This is a genomic window from Serratia sp. 4542, from assembly GCF_016805595.1.
GTDB classification, from domain to species: Bacteria; Pseudomonadota; Gammaproteobacteria; order Enterobacterales; family Enterobacteriaceae; genus Serratia; species Serratia nevei.
The window spans coordinates 213,314-234,799 of record NZ_RXKV01000010.1 but is presented as its reverse complement, the minus strand read 5'-3'; the positions used below and the strand labels follow the sequence as shown (position 1 = coordinate 234,799).

Here is a 21,486-nt window from a genome sequence, read left to right as displayed (position 1 = left end):
CCTCGCACAAGCATTCTTCGCCAAGGGAACTACACTAATAAGTCACCGACGGCAACCATTGCCGCCAGCAACCATTTCTTCCTGCCCGTGGGCCGGTCGTTGCCTGTCGGGCCACAACCGAGGTCAATGTCATGCTGGTACAACCCTATCTGTTTTTCAGCGGTAACTGTGAGCAAGCGATTAACTTCTACGTGCAGCAGTTGAATGCCAAAATTGAAATGGTCATGCGTTACAAAGATATGCCCGAAGAGGCTCGGCAAGGCGGGCCACAGGACGTCAACCCGGAGGCGATCATGCATGCGCGCCTGCTGATCGGCGACGGCGTGCTGATGGCCTCCGACGGCTGTCCGCAGGACGACAGCGGCGGCGCTTCCCATAAAGGCTTCTCGCTGTCGCTGAACCCCAGCGATGCGGAGCAAGGGCGCAAGCTGTTCGATAATCTGGCGCAGGGCGGCCAGGTGACGATGCCTTACCAAGCCACCTTTTGGGCCAAAGGCTTCGGCATGCTGACCGATAAATTTGGCGTCAACTGGATGATCAACGTCGAATAACCCGCCATGGCGCCGCTAGCTATAGCGGTGCCAGTCATACGCCGCCTTGGCGAACAGCACGAACAGCAGCGTCAACAGCACCAACCCCAACCGCCAATAGGGCGACCGGCGCCGACGCCAGGCAAAGAACATCATCACCGCCAGCGCCCCCAGCGTAAGGGGGTAATACACCGCCAGCGTCAGTAAAGCGATAATGATGTAATCCGACATTGACTCTCCCACTCCGTCTTGTCCGCACCGCCGCAGAGGCAGATTGCGGCATGCCTTTCTCCGTATCGCCTCGTTAAGGGCTAGAGGTCTGGCGCATTTATGCATAAAATATAGGATTGCTCTTAACTCAAATTGAATAGTAATCAAACCACAAGGGTGACATGACTCAGCAGCAACCCATACAGGATGCCGTGCCGCCGCGCAGCGTTAAAAGCTCCCCATTATTATTTCAGGCCGGCGTGTTTGTCATCATCGTTGCCGCCACGCTGATCCTCTTTAACAGCTGGCAAATCTGGAACGCGCACCAGCGCGATCTGCGCAGCGCCGAGCATGAATCCGCCAACCTCGCCCGCTCGCTGGCGCAGCACGCCGACGATACCTTCATGCAGGTGGACGGCAATCTGCTCGATCTGACCGAACGTCTCCAGAACGACGGGCTGGGCCCATCGCAGCTGACGCGGCTGCAGCGCGTCATGCAGACGCAGGTCGGCAATCTGCCGCAGCTGCATGGGCTGTTTATCTACGATGCGCGCGGCCGCTGGCTGGCGACCTCCTCGGGCAAGTTCATCAAGAACGCCAACAACGCCGATCGTGATTACTTCAAATACCATCAAAACCGCGACGGCGGCGGTCTGTACATCGGCAAGGTGATCCGCAGCCGCACTAGCGGCGATCTGATCATCCCCGTATCACGGCGCTTCAACAGCCCGGATGGCAGCTTTGGCGGCGTGGTGCTGGCGACGCTGTACGTCGATTATTTCCGCCAGTTTTACGACAGCTTCGCCCTCAACACCGACGCCTCGTTGAACCTGCTGCTGGCGGACGGCACCATCCTTTACCGTCGCCCTTACTCAGCGGCCTCGATCGGTAAAAACATCGCCAAGGGCGTGTTGTTCAGCGAAATTTTACCGCATTCGGAGTTCGGCAACGCCACCATCACCTCGCTGTACGACAAAGTGGAGCGCATCTACGGCTATTCGCGGGTCAATCGCTTTCCGCTGGTGATCGCCGCCGGGCTGTCGAAGCGCGACGCGCTGGCGGACTGGCGCACCGACGCCGGCCTGTTTGCCGCCGGCGGCCTCTCCCTGCTGATGATCCTGTTGGCGATGGGCATGGTGCTGCTGCGACAAATCAAGCACAGCATGCAAACCGAAGCCGAGCTGATGCGCACCCGCGATCAGCTGACCAGCATCAACCAGATGCTCGAAGAGTTGGCGCTGCTGGACGGCCTGACCGGTCTGGCCAATCGCCGCCAGTTTGATATCGCGCTGAAGAACGAGCTGGCGCGGGCTTCGCGCAACTACCGCAGCGTGGCGCTGCTGATGCTGGATATCGACTACTTCAAGCAGTACAACGACAGCTATGGCCACGTCGCCGGCGACCAGTGCCTGCAGCAAATCGGCCAAACGCTGAAGGGGCTGGCGTGCCGCAGCAACGACATTCTGGCGCGCTACGGCGGCGAAGAGATGGGGATTATCCTGCCGGATACCGACGTGCAGGGCGCGCTGATTTTCGCCGAACGCGTCATCCAGGCGGTGCGAGATCTGAAAATTCCGCATCAGGGCAACCCGCACGGCATCGTTACCATCAGCATCGGCATCTGCGCCAAAGTGCCGCATATGTACAACGATACGCCGATCAGCTTTATCAATGAGGCGGACAGTGCGCTGTATCAGGCCAAGAAAAAAGGCAAAAACTGCATTTACGGCGCTTAAGCAATCATCGGGTCACCAAAATTTGGCGGCCCGATTTATTCACCCGGCAAAAATGAAATAGTTTCCCTCCGCAACATTATTTCACCGACGCGCCCCGCTCTCTGAATGAAATAACGCCAATAAATAAGCAGGATATTTATTTCTAATATAATTCAATAAGATAAAAAATACGCCGTTCAACAACCCATTCGTGCCATTTTTGATTATTCGTGCCTACGCCAGGCCCCGTTTAGCCCCCGTTTACTTTTTATTGGCGTTGCCGGTGATACTCTTATCAGGACTATTCTATATATCAGGAAGCCATCGCACGCTTCGGCGCACTGCGCCCTGCTGATACATCCATAATAGAACCCGCAAATTTCACGTTGCAATTGGGCGACCGGCGCAAAAATTTCTGGCGTCGCTCCAGCCAGCCACTGCGCAAGCCAGTGCAGCCAACCACGCGGCAACCTGAAAGACGGGAATAAAGCGATATAGATTTGCAAGGAGATCTCATGCCTACTGGCGATATTACGCGTGAACGGGCCGTTCTGACGCTGCCGTTGCGACAATGGGCGGCGCAAGAAGCGTCCAGCGCGGTCAGCGAACTGGAACAGGGCAAGGTGCTGTTTCTGCCCGATCTGGCCTTCACCCTGTCTGAGCAGGAAATGCCGCTGCTGGATCCGGCGTTGGTCGATCCGAAGCGCAAGAACATCAGCTATCAGCCGCTGTCCGGCAAGCTGACCGGCGTCGCCGTCGCGGAACGCCGGCAGCAGGTTCAGCAACTGCTGGAGCGCTATTACCAATCGTGCCGTCAGCTGATCGCCGGGCTGTTGCCCGAGTATCAGGAGGCGCTGCACCACCCAACCGGCAGCCTGCGTTTGCATCCGGTCTCCGCCTGGCGCGCCAATAGCTCCTGGCGCAAAGACGACAGCCGGCTGCACGTCGACGCTTTCCCGTCGCGCCCGAACTACGGCGAACGCATTCTGCGCATTTTCACCAACATCAATCCGCACGGTGAACATCGCCAATGGCGGGTCGGCGAGCCGTTCCCTGAGCTGGCGGAACGCTTTATGCCGCGTCTGGCTCGCTATTCGGCGTTAAGCAGCTGGCTGCAGCACCAGGTGCGCATCACCAAAACCCGCCGCAGCCATTATGACCACCTGATGCTGCAGTTGCATGACGCCATGAAGGCCGATGGCGATTATCAGCAGCGTGGCCCACAGCTGGCGCTGGCGTTCCCGCCGGGCAGCAGCTGGATTTGCTTCTCGGACCAAACGCCGCACGCCGCGATGGGCGGCCAGTTTATGCTGGAACAGACCTTCCTGCTGCCGGTGAATAAAATGCAGGATCCGCAGCGTTCACCGCTGAAAGTGTTGGAACAGCTGCGCGGCCAGCCGTTGATCTGACTGATTTGCCGCCGTCGGCGTTACCGGCGGCGGCAAACGCGCATCACGCCTCGAAATCCCCCTGTTGGCGCGCCACCAGCGTCAGAATGCTGTACAGCGCCACCGGCTGCTGTTCCTGATTCAACACCTGCACATCCCACACCACTACGCCGTGCGGGCGATCTTCGGCGGTTTTCTGCGGCTTGCGGATTTTCTTTTTGCAGGTCAACCGCACCTGAATGGTATCGCCGATCTTCACCGGCTCGATAAAGCGCAGATTCTCCATGCCGTAGTTGGCGATCACCGGCCCGACGGCGGCGTCAACAAACAGCCCGGCCGCGGCGGACACCACAAAGTAACCGTGCGCCACCCGTTCGCCGAACAGCGAGTCGGCGGCGCCGATCTTGTCCATGTGCGCGTAGAAATGGTCGCCGCTCAGGCAGGCGAAGTTGACGATATCCGCTTCGGTCACGGTGCGGCGCGCGGTCAACAGGCTGTCGCCCAGCTGCAGCTGCTCGAAGTATTTCCGGAACGGATGCACCGGATGCTCGACGACTGGCGCGCCGCGCACCCATTCGCCGCCGATGGCCGCCAGCATCGCCGGGCTGCCCTGGATCGCCGTGCGCTGCATATAGTGCTTCACCGCGCGCAGCCCGCCCAGCTCTTCACCGCCGCCGGCGCGCCCCGGGCCGCCGTGCACCAGCATCGGCAACGGCGAACCGTGGCCGGTGGACTCCGCCGCCGCCTGCTCATCCAAAATCAACATGCGGCCGTGGGCGCAGGCCGCCGCGCGAATGAAGCGCTTGGCCAATGCCGGATCGGCAGTCACCAGCGATCCCGCCAGGCTGCCCTGCCCCAGCAACGCCAACGCGATCGCCTGCTCGGTATCCGCATACGGCATCAGCGTCGCCACCGGGCCGAAGGCCTCCGTGCCGTGCACCGCCTGATGGGTAAGCGGATCGGCGCAATACAGCAGGGTCGGCGGATAAAACGCCCCGCCGCGCGCACCGTCGCCCAGAACTTCCAGCTTATCCAGCGCCGCGCCGCAAAGCGGTTCGCAGCCGTTGCGCAGCAGGAAATCCACCTTGCTTTGCACATCATCACGCTGCTCGTGGCTGACCAACGCCCCCATGCGCACCTGTTCCAGCTGCGGATCGCCCACCGTCACCCCCGCCAGGCGCTGCAACAAGGCCTGACGCACGGCCGCCACCTGCGCCGCCGGCACGATGATGCGGCGGATCGCGGTGCATTTCTGCCCCGCCTTGGCGGTCATTTCACGGCACACTTCTTTGATGAACAGCGCAAACTCCGGCATCTCCGGCGTCACGTCTTCCGCCAGCACGCAACAGTTGAGCGAATCCGCCTCCATGGTGAACGCGATCGATTTCTCCAGCAGGCGCGGGTGTGCCCGCAGCCGCTGTCCGGTCTGCGCCGAACCGGTGAAAGTCACCGCATCCTGGTAATCCAGGTGCGCAAACATGTCGCCGACGCCGCCGCAAACCAGCTGCAGCGCCCCTTCCGGCACCAGCCCGCTGTCGACGATCAGCCTGACCATCGCCTGCGTCAGCTGCGCGGTAGCGGTGGCCGGCTTGATGATGGCCGGCATGCCCGCCAGCCAGGTCGGCGCCAGTTTTTCCAGCATGCCCCAGCACGGGAAGTTGAAGGCGTTGATGTGCAGCGCCACGCCGGGGCGCGAGGTCAGCACGTGGCGGGCGGCGAACTGCGCCTGTTTCGACAATGGGATCAGCTCGTCTTCCGGCCACAGGGTATCGTCCGGCAGATCGCGGCCGGCCATGCCGGCATAGGCGAACAGCGTGGCGATACCGCCCTCAATATCAACCCAGCCGTCGCTGCGCGTCGCGCCGGTTTGATAGGAAATCTGATACAGCGCCTCTTTGTGCGCCAACAGGTGTTTCGCCACCGCTTTCAGCATCTGGGCGCGCTGCTGGAACGTCATGTGCGCCAGCGCCGGGCCGCCGTGGCTGCGCGCATAGCTCAGGCTCGCCGCCAACGGCAGGCCGTCGGAGCAGACCTGGTACAGCGCCTCGCCGGTCACGGCGTGGCGGATCTCGCGCCCCTCTCCCTGCCCGTACACCCAGGCGCCAGAAAGATAACTGTGTAACTGCTGCATGTGCCCTCCAAAATTCATAAATTTTCACCCTATAGCTTAATTACGTATCACATAAATACCAGTCCGCGCCAAACCAAATTTTAACAAAAAGAAAACAAAAGACGCTTTCAGGGCATTTAACCTGCTATAAACAAGGAATCAATCACTTTATTTATCAAATAAAATCAACAAAATAACAAATAACCTTGTGAGTAACCTCGCAAAACCACATGAATTACGTTTGATCTTTTTGTTATCAGTTTGTAGCCTTATGGTTAGTTAAAGTGATTCACATTTTTATGTTTAATGTGAAAAATACGAATCACCAAGAGGCAAGCATGACAACTGACGCACAGTATCAGCAGCATTTCGACGACAAGATCGCGGCGGACATCGCCATTGAGGCCAAAGACTGGATGCCGGACGCCTACCGTCAGAACCTGATTCGGCAGATTGGCCAACACGCCCACTCGGAAGTCATCGGCATGCTGCCGGAAGCCAACTGGCTGACGCGCGCCCCCACGCTGCGCCGCAAGGCGGTGCTGCTGGCCAAGGTGCAGGACGAAGCCGGCCACGGTCTGTACCTCTACAGCGCCGCCGAGACCCTCGGCTGTTCGCGCCAGGACATCTACCAAAAGATGCTCGACGGCAAGATGAAGTACTCCTCTATCTTCAATTACCCCACGCTCAACTGGGCGGATATCGGCGTGATCGGCTGGCTGGTCGACGGCGCCGCCATCGTCAACCAGGTGGCGCTGTGCCGCGCGTCCTACGGCCCCTATGCGCGGGCGATGGTGAAAATCTGCAAAGAGGAAAGCTTCCACCAGCGCCAGGGCTACGAGGCGGTGATGGCGATGGCCAACGGCAGCGACACGCAGCGCGCCATGTTGCAGGACGCTATCGATCGCTTCTGGTGGCCGGTGCTGATGATGTTTGGCCCGAGCGACGCCGACTCCCCCCACAGCGCCCAGAGCATGGCGTGGAAAATCAAACGCCACAGCAACGATGAGCTGCGGCAGAAATTCGTCGACAACACCGTGCCGCAGCTTGAGGCGCTGGGCATGACGGCGCCGGACCCGAGCCTTACCTGGGACGAGGCCGCCGGCCACTATCGCTTCGGCGAGATCGACTGGAGCGAACTGCATGAGGTGATCAAAGGGCGCGGTCAATGCAACCACGAACGCCTGCAGGCCAAACGCCGCGCCTGGGAAGACGGCGCCTGGGTACGCGACGGCGCCATGGCCCACGCCGCGAAAAACGCCGCCTCCGCCGCATAGCCAACATAAGGAACCGAGATCATGAGCCACGTTGAATGGCCGCTGTATGAAGTGTTTATCCGCAGCAAACAAGGGCTGGCGCATCGCCACGTCGGCAGCCTGCACGCCGCCGACGACCAAATGGCGCTGGAAAATGCCCGCGACGCCTATACGCGCCGCAACGAAGGCTGCTCGATCTGGGTGGTGCAGTCGCGCCATCTGATCGCCTCGCAGCCGGAAGATCGCGGCGCGTTCTTCGATCCGTCCGAAGACAAGATCTACCGTCATCCGACGTTTTACACCATTCCCGACGGCATCAAGAACATGTAGAGGCGACCATGACGGTTAACGATCCGCGCATCAGCTATTTGCTCCGCCAGGGCGACACGCCTCTGATCCTCGCCCAGCGCCTGTGCGCCTGGTGCGGCCACGCGCCCGAGCTGGAAATCGATCTGGCGTTGGCCAACATCGGGCTCGATCTGCTCGGCCAGGCGCGCAACTTTCTGGGTTACGCCGCCGAACTGGCCGGCCCGCCCTGCAGCGAAGACAGCCTGGCCTTCGGCCGCGACGAGCGCCAGTTTCATAACCTGCTGTTGGCGGAGCAGCCGAACGGCGGTTTCAACGACACGCTGGTGCGTCAGTTCCTGCTCGATGCCTACCACGTACAGCTGCACCAGGCGCTGAGCCGCAGCCTCGATGTGCAGATCGCCGCCATCGCCGCCAAATCGTTGAAGGAGGCCGATTATCACCTGCGCTTCAGCCACGGCTGGATGATCCGCCTGGGTGACGGCACCGACGTCAGCCACCGCAAGATCCAGCAATCGCTGGATAACCTGTGGCGGTTCACCGCCGAGCTGTTCCACGCCGACGCGCTGGAGCTGGAACTGGCAGAACAAGGCATCGCCGTCGATCCGCGCGAACTGCAGGCCCCCTGGCAAGCGCAGGTGGAAGAGACGCTGCGCCAGGCGACGCTGGCGCTGCCTGCCGAGCAGGCGTTCCGGCACGGCGGCAAGCAAGGCCGGCACAGCGAACACCTCGGCCCGCTGCTGGCGGAAATGCAGTTCCTGCAGCGCGCCTATCCAAACGGTCAATGGTAGGAGGCCACGATGAACGTCACCCGTTTGCAACCCGCCGAAATCCCGCAGATTTGGCACTGCCTGCAGCAGATCAGCGATCCCGAACTGCCGGTGCTGTCGATCACCGATTTGGGCATGGTGCGCGACGTAGCGCGCGACGGCGCGGGCTGGCGCGTGACCTTCACCCCAACCTATTCCGGCTGCCCGGCCACCGAATTTTTGCTCAACGCCATCGAGCAGCGGCTGGCGGCCGCCGGCTTCAGCCCGGTGCAGGTGGACATTCGCCTCAGCCCGGCCTGGACCACCGACTGGATGAACGCCGACGCCCGCGAGCGGCTGCGGCAATACGGCGTAGCGCCACCGCAGGGGCACACCTGCGATCGGCCGCACGCCCACGGCCCGGTAGCCTGCCCGCGCTGCGGCAGCACCCACAGCGAGAAGATCAGCGAGTTCGGCTCCACCGCCTGTAAAGCGCTGTACCGCTGCTGCGACTGCCGGGAACCGTTCGATTATTTCAAATGCATATAGGAGCGCTGACACCATGACGGTCTTTCATCGCCTGAACGTCGCCGCCATCGAGCGCGAAACGCCGGACGCCGTAGCCATCACCCTGCGGGTGCCCGAAGAGCTGCAAAACCAATACCGCTATACCCCCGGCCAGCACCTGACGCTCAAGGCGTTGGTCAACGGCGAAGAGCTGCGGCGTTGCTACTCCATCTGCAGTTCGCCGCAGGAAGGCCTGCTGCAGATCGGCGTGAAGGCGATTGACCAGGGGCGCTTCTCCGGCTTCGTCAACCGCATGCTGAAGGTCGGCGACGCGCTGGAGGTGATGGTGCCTCAGGGGCGCTTCGGCTACCAGCCGCAGGCAGAGCGCCACGGCAACTACCTGGCGATCGCCGCCGGCTCAGGCATCACGCCGATGCTGTCGATCATCAAGGCGACGCTGCTGCTCGAACCGGGCAGCAGCTTCACCCTGATCTACGGCAACCGCAACAGCCGTTCGATGATGTTCAAAGAGGCGCTGTCGGATCTGAAAAACCGCTACCCGCAGCGTTTTCAGCAGCTGTATCTGTTCAGCCAGGAAAGTCTCGACAGCCCGCTGCTCAGCGGCCGCATCGACCGTGAACGCCTGACGGCGATCGGCGGCGCGCTGCTGGATTTCCGCGACTATGACCACGCCTTTATCTGCGGGCCGGAATCGATGATGGACGACGCACAAACCGTGCTGGAACAGGCCGGCGTCCCGGCCAACCACATCCACAGCGAACGCTTCAACACCAGCGGCCTGGTCGCCCGCCCGCGAAGCAGCGGCGATCGCAACGCCACCCGGGTGGCGATCTTGCTCGACGGCCGCCGGTTGGATATCGAGGTCGGCGAACAGGACGACAGCATTCTCGACGCCGCGCTGCGCCAGGGCGCCGACCTGCCCTACGCCTGCAAAGGCGGCGTATGCGCCACCTGCAAATGCCGTCTGAAGGCCGGCCAGGTGGAGATGGGCGTCAACTACAGCCTGGAGCCGGATCAGCTGGCGGCAGGCTACGTATTGAGCTGCCAGTCGTGGCCGAAAGGCGACGGCGTGGTATTGGACTTCGACGTCTAGGAGCCGCGATGGACACCCCCTTTATTTTGCATCAGCAGCAGCACCGCGTGGTCACGCTGACGCTGCATCGCCCGGAGGCGCGCAACGCTCTGAGCACGCCGTGCCTGGAACAGCTGGTTGCTCGCCTGGAGCAGGCCGACGCCGACAGCGGCGTGGGCGCCGTAGTGATCGCCGGTGCGGTGCGCTTCTTCGCCGCCGGCGCCGATCTGCGCGAACTGCAACAGCAGGATCTGCCGGCCGCGCTGGCGGATCGCCGTCCGCAGCTGTGGCAGCGGCTGGCGCAGTTCAGCAAGCCGCTGCTGGCGGCGGTGAACGGTTATGCCCTGGGCGCCGGCTGCGAGCTGGCGCTGGCCTGCGACATCGTCATCGGCGGCGAAAGCGCCCGCTTCGGCCTGCCGGAGATCACCCTCGGCCTGATGCCGGGCGCCGGGGGCACCCAGCGTCTGATCCGCTGCGTCGGCAAGTCGCGCGCCAGCCAGATGGTGCTGACCGGCGAGCCCATCGACGCCCGCACCGCGCTGCAGGCCGGCCTTATCAGCGAAGTGTGCGTCGATGCCCTGACGCTGGAACGCACGCAGCAGATTGCCGATCGCATCAGCCGTCAGGCGCCGCTGGCGCTGCGCGCCGCCAAACAGGCGCTGAAACAGGCCGAGGAAATCGGCCTTAGCCAGGGGCTGACGATGGAGCGTCAGCAGTTCGTCACCCTGGCCGCCACCGACGATCGCCGCGAAGGCATCGCCGCCTTTTTCGAAAAACGTACGCCAAACTATCAGGGGCGCTGATTTATGGATAACGCATTGATTCTCAGCCATCTCGACGCCGGCGTGTTGACGCTGACCCTCAACCGGCCGGATCGGCTCAACAGCTTTAACGACGAGATGCATCGCCAGCTGAGTGAAGCGCTGACGCAAGCCGAGCGCGACGACAGCGTGCGCTGCCTGCTGATCGCCGGCGCCGGGCGCGGTTTCTGCGCCGGGCAGGATCTCAACGATCGCAACGTCAGCGCCGATCAACAGGCGCCGGATCTCGGCCTGTCGGTCGAACGTTTCTACAACCCCCTGATCCGTCGCCTGACCGCCCTGCCGAAGCCGGTGGTGTGCGCGGTCAACGGCGTGGCGGCCGGCGCCGGCGCCGCGCTGGCCCTGGCGTGCGATATCGTCATCGCCGCCGACAATGCCAGCTTCATTCAGTCGTTCTGCCGTCTGGGGCTGGTGCCTGACTCCGGCGGCAGCTGGTTCCTGCCGCGGCTGGCCGGCCACGCCCGCGCGATGGGCATGGCCATGCTGGGTGACAAAATCAGCGCCCAACAGGCGCTGGCGTGGGGCATGATCTGGCAGGTAGTGCCGGCGGATGAATTGGCCGACCGCACGCAAACGCTGGCGCGCCATCTGGCCACCCAGCCGACCTACGGTCTGGGGCTGATCAAGAAAGCCCTCTACAGCTCGGCCACCAACAGCCTCGATCAGCAGCTCGATCTGGAGCGCGATCTGCAGCGCCTGGGCGGCCGCAGCGACGACTATCGCGAAGGCGTCAGCGCGTTCTTTGCCAAACGCACGCCAAACTTCAGCGGGAAATAGCCATGAACGCGCCCCTTCTTAACGGCCAGGTGGCGGTGATCGGCGCCGGCACCATGGGCATCGGCATCGCCCAGGTGGCCGCCGCCGCCGGCTACCCGGTGCGGCTGTTCGATATCGCGCCCACCGCCGCCCAGCACGCGATCGACGATCTCGCTCGCCGCCTGCGCCAGCGGGTCGACGACGGCAAGGCCGACGCCGCGCCCACCGAAGCCCTGCTGGCGCGCCTCGAATGCGCCGACTCGCTCGAGCAGCTGGCCGACTGCACGCTGGTGATTGAAGCGGTGGCGGAAAATTTGGCGATCAAACAGGGCCTGTTCCGCGATCTGGAGGCGCTCTGCTCGCCCACGACGCTGTTCGCCAGCAATACCTCTTCGCTGTCGATCACCGCCATCGCCGGGGCACTGCAACACCCGGCCCGCATGGCCGGGCTGCACTTCTTCAACCCGGCGCCGCTGATGAAGCTGGTGGAGATCGTCAGCGGCCTGGAGACCGGCGCCGAGACCCTCGCCGCGCTGCAGGCCCTGGCACAGCGCTGGGGTAAGCAGAGCGTCGTGTGCCGCTCGACGCCGGGATTTATCGTCAACCGCGTGGCGCGGCCGTTCTATGCCGAAACCCTGCGCGCGCTGGAGGAACAGGTGGCCGACGCCGCCACGCTGGATGCGGTATTGCGCGACGCCGGCGGCTTCGCCATGGGCCCGCTGCAATTGACCGATCTGATCGGCCAGGACGTCAATTACGCCGTGACCGAATCGGTGTATCAGGCCTTCTATCAGGATCCGCGCTTCACGCCCTCACTGGTGCAGCAGGAGTTGGTGGCCGCCGGGCACCTCGGCCGTAAATCCGGCCGCGGTTTCTACCGCTACGACACGCAGATCCCCACCGCCGAGATCGCTTTTGCTCCACCGGCGCAGGCCGCACTGCCGCAACGCGTTACGCTGCACGGCGACTGGTCTTCGCTGGCCGATTTGGCGCAGCTGTTAAGCGAAAATGCGGGGGCGATCAAACAACCTGGCCAGACCAGCCCACACGTCACGATCGACGACGTTACACTGATGTTAACCAATGGTAAAACCGCCGGCCAACTGGCCGACGAACGTGGAACGCCCGTGGTGCTGTTCGATCTCTGTGCCGACTATGCGCACGCCTCCGCCATCGCCATCAGCTGCGCGGCGCAAAACGATGCGCAACACAATGCCAAAGCGATTCGCCTGCTGCAGTCCCTCGGCAAGCAGGTCATTCCGTTGCCGGATTACCCCGGCCTGCTGACGATGCGCACCCTGGCCATGCTGGCCAACGAAGCGCTCGACGTGGTGAACAAAGGCGTCGCAAACGCCGAAGATACCGATCTGGCGATGCTGCGCGGCGTCAACTATCCGCGCGGGCCGCTTGCCTGGGGCGCCGCGCTCGGCTGGCGCCACATTCTGGCGACGCTGGAAAACCTGCAACGCTATTACGGCGAAGCGCGCTATCGCCCGATGCCGCTGCTGCGCCGCTACGCTTCCCCCGCCTCTTTTCCAGGAGCCGAACGATGAACGCCAATACGCCGCGCGCGCTGGCTCAGCGCTGCGCCGAACAGATGTTCCAACAAGATACCTGCGCTCAGGCGATGGGGATGCACATCGATGCCGTCGACGCCGGGTACGCTCAGGTCAGCATGACCGTCGGCCCGCAGATGCTCAACGGCCACCAGACCTGCCACGGCGGCCAGCTGTTCAGCCTGGCGGACACCGCCTTCGCCTACGCCTGCAACAGCCAGGGGCTGGCGGCGGTGGCCTCCGGCTGCAGCATCGACTTCGTCCGCCCGGCGCTGGCCGGCGATCGCCTCACCGCCAGCGCGGAGATGCGCCATCAGGGCAAAGCCACCGGGCTGTATGACGTCGAAATCGTTAACCAACGGGGCAAAACCGTCGCCTGGTTCCGCGGCCGCGCACACCGCCTCGGCCACAGCATTTTAGGAGATCAGGCATGAATCAGGCATTTATCTGCGACGGCGTGCGTACCCCGATCGGCCGCTATGGCGGCGCGCTGGCCCAGGTGCGCGCCGACGACCTCGCCGCCCTGCCGCTGCGCGTGCTGTTGGAACGCCATCCGCAGGTCGATTGGGCGCAGCTGGACGACGTGATCCTCGGCTGCGCCAACCAGGCCGGGGAAGACAACCGCAACCTGGCACGCATGGCGCTGCTGCTGGCCGGCGTGCCGGTCGGCGTGTCCGGCACCACGGTGAACCGCCTGTGCGGTTCGGGCCTGGATGCGCTGGCGATGGCGGCGCACAGCATCAAGGCCGGTGACGCCGGGCTGCTGCTGGCGGGCGGCGCGGAATCGATGACCCGCGCGCCGCTGGTGATGGGCAAGGCAGACAGTGCCTTCAGCCGCCAGGCGCAGCTGTACGACACCACCCTCGGCTGGCGCTTCGTCAACCCGCGGATGCAGGCCGAGTTCGGCACCGATTCAATGCCGGAGACCGCCGAAAACGTCGCGGCGCAGTTCAACATCAGCCGTGCCGATCAGGACGCCTTTGCGCTGCGCAGCCAGCAGCGCGCCGCCCGGGCGCAGGCGCTGGGCCACCTGGCGCAGGAGATAGCCCCGGTCAGCCTCACCGGCAAAAAAGGCGCAGTGATGCTGTTCAGCCAGGATGAACACCCGCGCCCCGACACCACCTTTGATCAGCTGCAGGCGCTGAAAACCCCGTTCCGTCAGCCCGGCAGCGTCACCGCCGGCAACGCCTCGGGCCTGAACGACGGTGCGGCGGCCCTGATCGTCGCCTCCGAAGCGATGGCGGCGCGCCAGGGGCTGACGCCGCGCGCGCGCATCGTTGCCACCGCCACTTGCGGCGTGGAGCCGCGGCTGATGGGCATCGGCCCGCTGCCGGCCACCCGCAAGGTGCTGGAAATCGCCGGGCTGAGCCTGGCGCAGATGGACGTTATCGAACTGAACGAAGCGTTCGCCGCCCAGGCGTTGGCGGTGATGCGCCAGCTTGGCCTGCCGGACGATGCCCCGCAGGTCAACCCCAACGGCGGCGCGATCGCCCTGGGGCATCCGCTGGGCATGAGCGGCGCGCGCCTGGCGCTGGCCGCCCTGTTTGAACTGGAACGGCGAGCCGGCCGCTACGCGCTTTGCACCATGTGCATCGGCGTCGGCCAAGGCATCGCCATGATCATTGAGCGTGTCTGACCCCTGAGGCTAACCATGACAATAAATCCACAGCCCCTCGAAACGATCGAATTCGCCTCGCGCGATGAGATTGAAGCGTTGCAGCTGACGCGTCTGAAGTGGACGCTGCACCACGCCTACGACAATGTGCCGATGTACAAACGCAAATTTGACCAGGCCGGCGTGCACCCCGACGATCTCAAACAGCTGAGCGATCTGGCGCGCTTCCCCTACACCACCAAGCAGGATCTGCGCGACAACTACCCGTTCGACACCTTCGCGGTGCCGATGGAACAGGTGGTGCGCATCCACGCCTCCTCGGGCACCACCGGCCGCCCGACGGTGGTGGGTTACACCCAGCGCGACATCGATAACTGGGCCGATATCGTCGCCCGCTGTCTGCGCGCCGGCGGCGCCACCGCCAAAGATAAGGTGCACGTCGCCTACGGCTACGGCCTGTTCACCGGCGGCCTGGGCGCACACTACGGCGCAGAGCGGCTCGGCGCGACGGTGATCCCGATGTCCGGCGGCCAGACGGAACGCCAGGCGCAGCTGATCCTCGATTTCAAACCCGACATCATCATGGTGACGCCGTCCTATTGCCTGACGCTGATCGACGAGCTGGAGCGCAAGATGGGCGGTGACGCGCGCGGCTGCTCGCTGCGGCTCGGCGTGTTCGGTGCTGAACCCTGGACCGAAGCCCTGCGCCACGAGATCGAAACCCGCATGGGCATCAAGGCGCTGGATATTTACGGCCTGTCGGAAGTGATGGGGCCGGGCGTGGCGATGGAGTGTCTGGAGAGCGGCGGCGGCCCTACCATTTGGGAAGACCACTTCCTGCCGGAGATCATCTGCCCGGAAACCGGCATCGCCCTGCCGGACGGCGAACATGGCGAACTGGTGTTCACCACCCTGACCAAAGAGGCGCTGCCGGTGATCCGCTACCGCACCCGCGATCTCACCCGGCTGCTGCCGGGCGACGCGCGCCAGATGCGCCGCATGGGCAAGATCACCGGCCGCTCTGACGATATGCTGATCATCCGCGGCGTCAACGTTTTCCCGTCGCAGGTGGAAGAGCAGATCATGCAGTTCGAGCAGCTGTCGCCGCACTACCAGCTGCAGGTCAGCCGCAGCGGCCACCTGGACACGCTGGCGGTGCGCGTCGAGCTCAAGGAGTCGGCGCTCAGCCTCAGCCACCAGCAGCGTTGCGACATCTGCCACCAGCTACGCCACCACATCAAATCGATCGTGGGCGTCAGCACCGACGTCAGCATCGCCAACTGCGGCGATATTCCGCGCTCGGAAGGCAAAGCGCAGCGCGTGGTCGATTTGCGGCCGCGCTGAGGCGCACGGCGTCACGGATGACGCCGCCCCAAATTAGGCGTAATGTTATGGCTCATCGAAGGCTAACCCATGGAAAAATATGGAACATAAACTGGATGAGTTCATTCGCCATGCCGTCGACGCGCAGCCGATCAGCGGCACCTCGCTGATCATTTCGCTGTACGGCGACGCGCTCAGCCACCGCGGCGGCGAAGTGTGGCTCGGCAGCCTGAGCGCGCTGCTGGAGGCCTTTGGCTTCGGCGATCGCTTCGTGCGCACCTCGGTGTTCCGCCTGCAGAAAGAGGGTTGGCTGGCGGTGGAGAAAATAGGCCGCCGCAGCTTCTACCGCGTGACCGAGCAGGGGATGCGCCAGTTCCGCCACGCCGAATCGAAAATCTATCTGCGCGAGCAGCCCGCCTGGGACGGCAAGTGGGAGCTGTTGCTGCTGGAAAGCGCCGAAAAAAACGAGCGCGCGCGGCTGAAAAAAGAGCTGGGCTGGCTCGGGTTCGGGCAAATCGCCAGCAACCTGATGGCCGCCCCCACCCATGCGCAAACCGACGTGACGGCGCTGCTCGGCGAGCTGAACGCCAGCGAGCAGGTGATTTACTTCCGCGCCGATTATCCCTATAACCGCTCCGAGCAAACCCTGCAGAACTTGGTGGCCGACTGCTGGTCGCTAAACGAGGTGGCGGCCGGCTATCACGAGTTTATCGTCTCCTTCCGGCCGCTGATGGCGCTGCTGCGCGAAGTCGATCCGGCGGCGCTGACGCCGCTGCGCTGTTTCCAGATTAAGCTATTATTGATTCACTTCTTCCGTCGCGTGGTGTTGAAAGATCCACTGCTGCCGGACGCGCTGCTGCCCGCGCAGTGGGAGGGCCAGATCGCCCGCAACCTGTGCATCAATCTTTATCAGCAGGTCGATCGCGCCGCGACGGAGTATGTCAGCGCGCTGGCGGAAACCACCATCGGCGCCCTTCCCGCGCCGGCCGCCGGCTACTATCGGCGCTTCGGCGGCCTGCCGCGCGACCCTACATTTTAAGGAACTCACGCTATGCCTGTGTATCAGATTGACGGCCTGACGCCGGTCGTCGACCCCAGCAGTTACGTGCACCCGACGGCGGTGCTGATCGGCGACGTGATCGTCGGCAAGCACGTGTACATCGGCCCGAATGCCAGCCTGCGCGGCGATTTTGGCCGCCTGGTGATCTGCGACGGCGCCAACATTCAGGATAACTGCGTGATGCACGGCTTCCCGCAGCAGGACACGGTGGTGGAAGAAGACGGCCATATCGGCCACGGCGCCATCCTGCACGGCTGCCGCATTCGCCGCAATGCGATGGTGGGCATGAACGCGGTGGTGATGGACGGCGCGGAGATCGGCGAGAACACCATCGTCGGTGCGATGGCGTTCGTCAAAGCCGCGGCGGTGATCGAAGCCAACAAGCTGGTGGTCGGCAGCCCGGCGCGCGTGCTGCGCGATCTGACCGAACAGGAATTAGCCTGGAAGATCGCCGGCACCCGCGAGTATCAGGATCTGGTACAGCGCTGCAAATCCTCGCTGCACGAAGTGGCGCCGCTGACCGAAATCGAACCGGGCCGCCAACGCCTGAGCTTCGGCGACCACCTGATCCCGAAAAGCCAGCTGTAATCCCCGGGGCTGAGGCACGCCTCAGCCCCTTCCCTTATTACTCCACCTCCGGCGCCTTGAACGGCGACGGCACGGCCGCGCGGCGGCTCTGGACGTGATAAGCCACCACCAGCAGCAAGGTGAACGGAATACCGAACCACAGCGTCATGCGGAAGAATTCGGTAAACGCCGTCGAGATCATCAGCGCCGCCATCAACCCGGCACCCAGCAAGGTGGTATACGGGAACCCCCACATGCGGAACTTCAGGTGGGTCTGCCGATGCCGGCGGCGGAAGAACAGGTGGGTGACGAAAATCATCAGCCAGGTAAAGCAGGCGCCATATACCGAAATAGACATCATGGCGGCGAACGACGTTTCCGGTGCCACCAGGCTCAGCACGATAGACACCACGATGCCGATGCACGACATCGCCAGCGCATTGACCGGAATGCCGCGCCGGCTGACGCGCCCCAACGCCGCCGGTGCCTGCCCGGCGCGCGACAGCGAGAACATCATGCGGGTGGTGATATACAGCTGGCTGTTCATCGCCGACAGCGCCGCCACCAGCACGATAAAGTTGAAAATACCGGCGGCGGCGGGCAGATGGATCACGTTCATCGCCATCAGGAACGGGCTTTCGCCGGTGCCGGACTGCCGCCAGGGTACGATGGCCAGCATCAGGGCGATCGACAGCATGTAGAAGATGAACAGCCGCACGATGGTGCCCTTGAACGCCGCCTTCACCGCAATCACCGGATTTTTCGCCTCGCCGGCGGCCACCGCGATCATTTCAATGCTCAGATAGCTGAAAATGGACACGATCACCGCGAACCACATGCCCTTGACGCCAAACGGCATGAAGCCGCCGGCGGTCAGGTTGCGCAAGCCGTAGGCCGGGTTGCCCGAGAACGCCAGAATGCCGATGCCGATCAGAATGAACGCCACGATCGCCGTCACTTTGACGGTGGACAGCGCGTATTCCACCTGGCCGAACGACTTCACGCCGATCACATTGATGACGATCACCGCCGCCGAGAACAGCAGCACCCACGGCCAGGTCGGCGTCGCCGGGAACCAGAACTGCATGTACATGCCGATGGCGGTAACTTCGGTGCCCACCGCCAGCACCACGCAAGACCAGTAGGAATAACGCACCAGAAAACCGAACAGCGGGCCAAGATAGAATTCGGCGTAGTCGCCGAACGAGCCGGGCGTCGGGTGTTCGGAGGTCATTTCCGCCAGGCTGCCCATCAACAGCAGCGCAATAACGCCGCCGATCAGGTAGCTCAGCAATACCGACGGCCCCGCCATCTGAATGGCGTAGGCGCTGCCGAGAAACAGCCCGGTGCCGATGGCGCCGCCGATCGCCAGCATCGACATCTGCCCGGCGGTAAGATGCTTGTTCAACCCGTCCTGACGGCGGGCGATATGCTCAAAATCATTCATCTGTGGCATGGCTGTGTTCCCGAGCGAAGTTAGGCGGTACGGGTGACGTCGAGAATGGCGGCGGTCACGTAGTCGATATTGCCGGGGTTGAGCCCCGGCAGGCACATGCGGCCGGGCGAAACCAGATAGATGGCATAGCGCTGCCGCAGGGTCTGCAGCTGCGCTTCGTTCAGGCCGGTATAGCTGAACATGCCGCGCTGATCGCGTATGCGCCGGTGATCCAGCGAAGAACCTCCCCGCGCCAGGCCGGCGGCCAGCTGCTCACGCATCTGCTTGATGCGCACGCGCATTTCCGCCAGCTCATTGCGCCAAAGCTCACCGAGTTCGGCGTCGCCGAGCAGGGTTTCCACGATCTGGCTGCCGTGCGTCGGCGGGCAGGAGTAGCTGCGGCGGATCAGCGTTTTTAACGCGCCTTTGACGTTAGCGGCGTTTTCCGCATCGGCGCAGCGCACCGACAGCGCGCCCAGCCGCTGGCCGTACAGCGCCACGTTTTTGGAAAACGAGTTGCAGACCAAAAACGGCAGATCGGTTTTCAGCGCTTCGCGCAACGCCAAGCCGTCCTCCTCCAGCCCGTCGCCGAAGCCCTGATAGGCGATATCGAACAGCGGCAGCAGCTTACGCCGCTGCAGCACGGCGAGCGTGGCGCGCCACTGCTCCGCCGTCAGATCGGTGCCGGTCGGGTTATGGCAGCAAGGATGCAACAGGACTACGCTGCCGGGCGGCAGGCTGTCCAGCGCGTCGAGCATGGCGGCGAAACGCAGGCCGCCCGCCGCTTCGTCAAAGTAGGGATAGGTATTCACCCGCAGCCCGGCGCCTTCAAATATCGCCCAGTGATTGGCCCAGGTGGGATCGGACACCCAAATGTCACCGCGCGCCAGAAAGTGGCGCAAAAAATCCGCCGCCAACTTTAGCGCACCGGAGCCGCCGACGGTCTGCACCGTGGCGATCTCGGCCGCCTGTTGCTCGCCGAACAGCAGCGCCTGCACCTGGTGAGCGAACTGCGGCGAACCTTCGATCGGCGGATAACCGTGCGGGCGACGCAGCGCCAGCAACCGCTGCTCGGCGGCCTCCACCGCCTGCATCAGCGGAATATTCCCCTGCCGGTCGTAATAGAGCCCAATGCCTAAATTCACTTTTTTCGGATTGGGGTCCTGCAAATAGGCTTCCATCAGCGACATAATAGGATCGGCTGCAGAAGGTGCAATCTGTTTAAACATGACGCATCCTTAACTCGTTATTGAATTAATATGAAGACGGACTTAATAAAAATTAAATCAGGCGATGGCGCTGACGGTGATTTCTATTTTCATTCCCGGCACCACCAGTTTTTCGACAATAACCGTGGAGCGATTGGGATAAGGATAATTAAAGTATTTCCGGTAAATATCATCGAGCAATTTAACGTCGTTGACGTCGGTAAGATAAACGATCACCTGCAGTACCTTATCGCTGTGGCTGCCCGCCGCCTTCAACGTCTGCGCCAGGTTATCGAAGGTTAACGCAATCTGTTGCTCCGGCGCGCCGGTCTCGATGCTGCCGTCCGCCCGCACCGGGCCATGGGCGGTAAACAGCATGCCGCCGCCCCGGGTGGCCCAGGAAAAAGGCTGGCCGATGTCCGGCAGCCCGGTCTCTACGATCTCGCGCATGTCAGTGGTTCCCGTGGTGGTCAAGTTGGCGAAGCAGCGCGCCGTCGGCGGCGAACAACGCATCCAGAATGGTGAAATGATTGGCGCCGGGCACCGCGACCAGTTCGGCCGGCAACCCGCGTTGGCGCAGCGCCGCGTGATAGTGTTGCGACTGACCGATCAACTCCGGCAGCTCAGCTGCGCCGTAATACAGCGTGAGCGGCTTACTGCGCGCCGGCGGGTGGCGCGCCGGGCTTAGCGTTTCAATCTGCCGCTCGGTCAGCTGCAGCGCCCGATTGACATAGCTCTCTTGCAGCGGCGCCAGTTCGAACAGGCCGCTGATGGGAAAGACCGCCTCCACCAACGCATGCTGCTGCCAAAACGCCGCCAGATGCCCGCCGGCGGAATGGCCGCACAGATGCACCGGATGGGCATAGTGCGGCGGCAGACGGCGCTGAATAGCATCAAGCGCCGCCCCCACCTGGCGACAAATAGCGTCAAGATTAACCGCCGGCGCCAGCGCATATTCCACCAGCACCACGTCAAAACCCAACGCCAACGGCCCGGCGGCGATAAAGGCGAAATCCGCCTTATCGCAGAATTGCCAATAGCCGCCGTGAATAAAAATTAACGTCCCCTGGTGCTGCTTTGCAGAATAGAGCCAATCCATCGTCTCGCGTTCGCTTTCGCCATACGCAATATTCTTTTCATGTTTCGTCTGATGATAAATAGCCGCACTGCGGGTCTGAAATGAAGCCAAAATAGCGTCTTCATTATCCACCGCAGCGCCGTTGTCATAGCTCCCCGCAAGTTGTTTCATATATTAAACTTCGTTTATTATTTAAAATATGA

General features: G+C 62.9%; 22 protein-coding genes. 16 read left to right on the top strand and 6 right to left on the bottom strand.

Features of this window, described 5'->3' with window-relative positions; translation table 11 throughout:
* Positions 1-131: 131 nt before the first annotated feature.
* Entirely contained in the window at positions 132-551 is a 420-nt protein-coding gene (locus EKL15_RS13300) for a VOC family protein (RefSeq protein WP_047730371.1), read from the top strand.
* 15 nt (positions 552-566) lie between these two features.
* Here EKL15_RS13300 and EKL15_RS13295 read toward each other — a convergent pair whose 3' ends face one another.
* Positions 567-761 (bottom strand): hypothetical protein, encoded by a 195-nt coding sequence (locus EKL15_RS13295; protein ID WP_060420604.1) that lies wholly within the window; start codon positions 759-761, stop codon positions 567-569.
* 161 nt (positions 762-922) lie between these two features.
* On the opposite strand from EKL15_RS13295, the gene EKL15_RS13290 reads away from it, so the two are divergent.
* Positions 923-2,476 carry a sensor domain-containing diguanylate cyclase gene (locus tag EKL15_RS13290; RefSeq protein ID WP_100395611.1) on the top strand — a complete coding sequence of 518 codons (1,554 nt, stop codon included), beginning with the start codon at positions 923-925 and terminating at the stop codon, positions 2,474-2,476.
* A 494-nt stretch (positions 2,477-2,970) separates the two neighbouring features.
* Positions 2,971-3,864, top strand: a complete 894-nt coding sequence (locus EKL15_RS13285; protein ID WP_169318554.1) for a Kdo hydroxylase family protein — start codon at positions 2,971-2,973, stop codon at positions 3,862-3,864.
* A 43-nt stretch (positions 3,865-3,907) separates the two neighbouring features.
* On the opposite strand, the gene paaZ is transcribed toward EKL15_RS13285, so the two are convergent.
* Positions 3,908-5,974, bottom strand: a complete 2,067-nt coding sequence (gene paaZ / locus EKL15_RS13280; protein WP_038872147.1) for a phenylacetic acid degradation bifunctional protein PaaZ — start codon at positions 5,972-5,974, stop codon at positions 3,908-3,910.
* A 317-nt stretch (positions 5,975-6,291) separates the two neighbouring features.
* Here paaZ and paaA point away from each other — a divergent pair, with 317 nt between their 5' ends.
* The 13 genes from paaA to paaY all read left to right on the top strand — a co-directional run bounded on the left by paaA (position 6,292) and on the right by paaY (position 17,583).
* Positions 6,292-7,230 (top strand): 1,2-phenylacetyl-CoA epoxidase subunit PaaA, encoded by a 939-nt coding sequence (gene paaA, locus EKL15_RS13275; protein ID WP_033647856.1) that lies wholly within the window; start codon positions 6,292-6,294, stop codon positions 7,228-7,230.
* Between the two features lie 21 nt (positions 7,231-7,251).
* The gene (gene paaB / locus EKL15_RS13270; RefSeq protein ID WP_004935173.1) at positions 7,252-7,539 is read left to right on the top strand and encodes a 1,2-phenylacetyl-CoA epoxidase subunit PaaB; all 288 of its coding nucleotides are present in this window, start codon (positions 7,252-7,254) and stop codon (positions 7,537-7,539) included.
* Positions 7,540-7,547: 8 nt separating this feature from the next.
* Positions 7,548-8,306: a 1,2-phenylacetyl-CoA epoxidase subunit PaaC gene (gene paaC, locus EKL15_RS13265; RefSeq protein ID WP_187322540.1), complete on the top strand. Its 759-nt coding sequence runs from the start codon at positions 7,548-7,550 to the stop codon at positions 8,304-8,306.
* Between the two features lie 9 nt (positions 8,307-8,315).
* Positions 8,316-8,813, top strand: a complete 498-nt coding sequence (gene paaD / locus EKL15_RS13260) for a 1,2-phenylacetyl-CoA epoxidase subunit PaaD (RefSeq protein ID WP_033653577.1) — start codon at positions 8,316-8,318, stop codon at positions 8,811-8,813.
* Between the two features lie 13 nt (positions 8,814-8,826).
* Positions 8,827-9,885 (top strand): 1,2-phenylacetyl-CoA epoxidase subunit PaaE, encoded by a 1,059-nt coding sequence (paaE, locus tag EKL15_RS13255; protein WP_087763111.1) that lies wholly within the window; start codon positions 8,827-8,829, stop codon positions 9,883-9,885.
* Positions 9,886-9,893: 8 nt separating this feature from the next.
* A complete protein-coding gene (paaF, locus tag EKL15_RS13250; protein ID WP_187322541.1) occupies positions 9,894-10,667 on the top strand; it encodes a 2,3-dehydroadipyl-CoA hydratase PaaF in 774 nt (257 codons plus the stop codon).
* A 3-nt stretch (positions 10,668-10,670) separates the two neighbouring features.
* A complete protein-coding gene (paaG, locus tag EKL15_RS13245) occupies positions 10,671-11,462 on the top strand; it encodes a 2-(1,2-epoxy-1,2-dihydrophenyl)acetyl-CoA isomerase PaaG (protein ID WP_033635102.1) in 792 nt (263 codons plus the stop codon).
* A 2-nt stretch (positions 11,463-11,464) separates the two neighbouring features.
* Positions 11,465-12,994: a 3-hydroxyacyl-CoA dehydrogenase gene (locus EKL15_RS13240; RefSeq protein ID WP_203089737.1), complete on the top strand. Its 1,530-nt coding sequence runs from the start codon at positions 11,465-11,467 to the stop codon at positions 12,992-12,994.
* Positions 12,991-13,431, top strand: a complete 441-nt coding sequence (paaI, locus tag EKL15_RS13235; protein ID WP_047730362.1) for a hydroxyphenylacetyl-CoA thioesterase PaaI — start codon at positions 12,991-12,993, stop codon at positions 13,429-13,431. The genes EKL15_RS13240 and paaI overlap by 4 nt, the downstream gene beginning before the upstream one ends.
* Complete coding sequence (gene pcaF / locus EKL15_RS13230; protein WP_203089734.1) at positions 13,428-14,633, top strand: 3-oxoadipyl-CoA thiolase; 1,206 nt, start codon at positions 13,428-13,430, stop codon at positions 14,631-14,633. Before paaI ends, pcaF begins: the two co-directional genes overlap by 4 nt.
* Before the next feature lie 15 nt (positions 14,634-14,648).
* Positions 14,649-15,956 (top strand): phenylacetate--CoA ligase PaaK, encoded by a 1,308-nt coding sequence (gene paaK, locus EKL15_RS13225; protein ID WP_049201370.1) that lies wholly within the window; start codon positions 14,649-14,651, stop codon positions 15,954-15,956.
* 79 nt (positions 15,957-16,035) lie between these two features.
* Positions 16,036-16,974 carry a phenylacetic acid degradation operon negative regulatory protein PaaX gene (gene paaX, locus EKL15_RS13220; RefSeq protein WP_060439657.1) on the top strand — a complete coding sequence of 313 codons (939 nt, stop codon included), beginning with the start codon at positions 16,036-16,038 and terminating at the stop codon, positions 16,972-16,974.
* Between the two features lie 12 nt (positions 16,975-16,986).
* Positions 16,987-17,583 carry a phenylacetic acid degradation protein PaaY gene (paaY, locus tag EKL15_RS13215; protein WP_021505794.1) on the top strand — a complete coding sequence of 199 codons (597 nt, stop codon included), beginning with the start codon at positions 16,987-16,989 and terminating at the stop codon, positions 17,581-17,583.
* A gap of 37 nt (positions 17,584-17,620) precedes the next feature.
* On the opposite strand, the gene EKL15_RS13210 is transcribed toward paaY, so the two are convergent.
* Genes EKL15_RS13210 through EKL15_RS13195 form a run of 4 tightly spaced genes read right to left on the bottom strand, consistent with a single transcriptional unit; the run spans position 17,621 to position 21,454 of the window.
* Positions 17,621-19,018 (bottom strand): amino acid permease, encoded by a 1,398-nt coding sequence (locus tag EKL15_RS13210; RefSeq protein ID WP_060420565.1) that lies wholly within the window; start codon positions 19,016-19,018, stop codon positions 17,621-17,623.
* Between the two features lie 20 nt (positions 19,019-19,038).
* Positions 19,039-20,226 (bottom strand): amino acid aminotransferase, encoded by a 1,188-nt coding sequence (locus tag EKL15_RS13205; protein WP_203089731.1) that lies wholly within the window; start codon positions 20,224-20,226, stop codon positions 19,039-19,041.
* A 57-nt stretch (positions 20,227-20,283) separates the two neighbouring features.
* Entirely contained in the window at positions 20,284-20,655 is a 372-nt protein-coding gene (locus EKL15_RS13200) for a RidA family protein (protein WP_060420560.1), read from the bottom strand.
* Between the two features lies 1 nt (position 20,656).
* A complete protein-coding gene (locus EKL15_RS13195) occupies positions 20,657-21,454 on the bottom strand; it encodes an alpha/beta hydrolase (protein ID WP_203089728.1) in 798 nt (265 codons plus the stop codon).
* Positions 21,455-21,486 lie beyond the last annotated feature (32 nt).